This is a genomic window from Brucella oryzae (assembly GCF_041929965.1).
Lineage (GTDB): Bacteria > Pseudomonadota > Alphaproteobacteria > Rhizobiales > Rhizobiaceae > Brucella > Brucella oryzae.
Map to the genome: position 1 here is coordinate 1 of NZ_JBHEEO010000078.1, position 623 is coordinate 623.

The following is a 623-nucleotide window of genomic DNA, read 5'->3' on the forward strand; positions in this document are numbered from 1 at the left end:
TTGTGGGTTCGGTTGGTTTTGCGGGCTCGGCTGGTTTTACAGGTTCAGCGGGTTTTGCGGGCTCAGCGGGTTTTGCCGGCTCTGCTGGTTTTTTGGCCTCATCGGCAGGTGCGGTTGGTTTTTTATCCTCTTGTGTGGTGGAGCTTTGATCAGCCGCACTTTGATTATTTTGACAGTGCTCGCGGGTTTTTTATCCGAGTTTGTTTTTTGTGCGCTGGTGTTAATCGGCTCTTTCGGTTGTGGTTGATCATTGCTTGTGGACAAGCAGCCCGTTGCGCCTAGGGCAACGAGAATACAAAGTGCGGTTTTTTTCGGTAAATTAAACATCTCTACTCCTTAAGGTTGTGGTTAGAAAGTTGCTTCAATCATGAAGCTGAAATAACGCCCAGGGGCACTAAAGCGGCCGATGCCGGCGTGTGTTTTATTATCAACACGGTTGACGGTGCCAAACTCACGAATGCTGCGCAGCGAATTCCAGGTATAATAACGCTGATTAAATAGGTTAAACACGCCTGCTCGCACGGTGAGATATTTATTGAGTTTGTAGTGCCCGTTGAGATCAACCGTGGTGTAATGGCGTGAATGGGTGGCATAGGGCCATGGTTTATACACATCACTGTCAC

General features: G+C 48.5%; 1 pseudogene. It reads right to left on the reverse strand.

What is annotated here, in order from left to right:
* Positions 1 to 348: 348 nt before the first annotated feature.
* Positions 349 to 623, reverse strand: a pseudogene (locus JNC70_RS22810) (hypothetical protein); the annotation flags it as partial.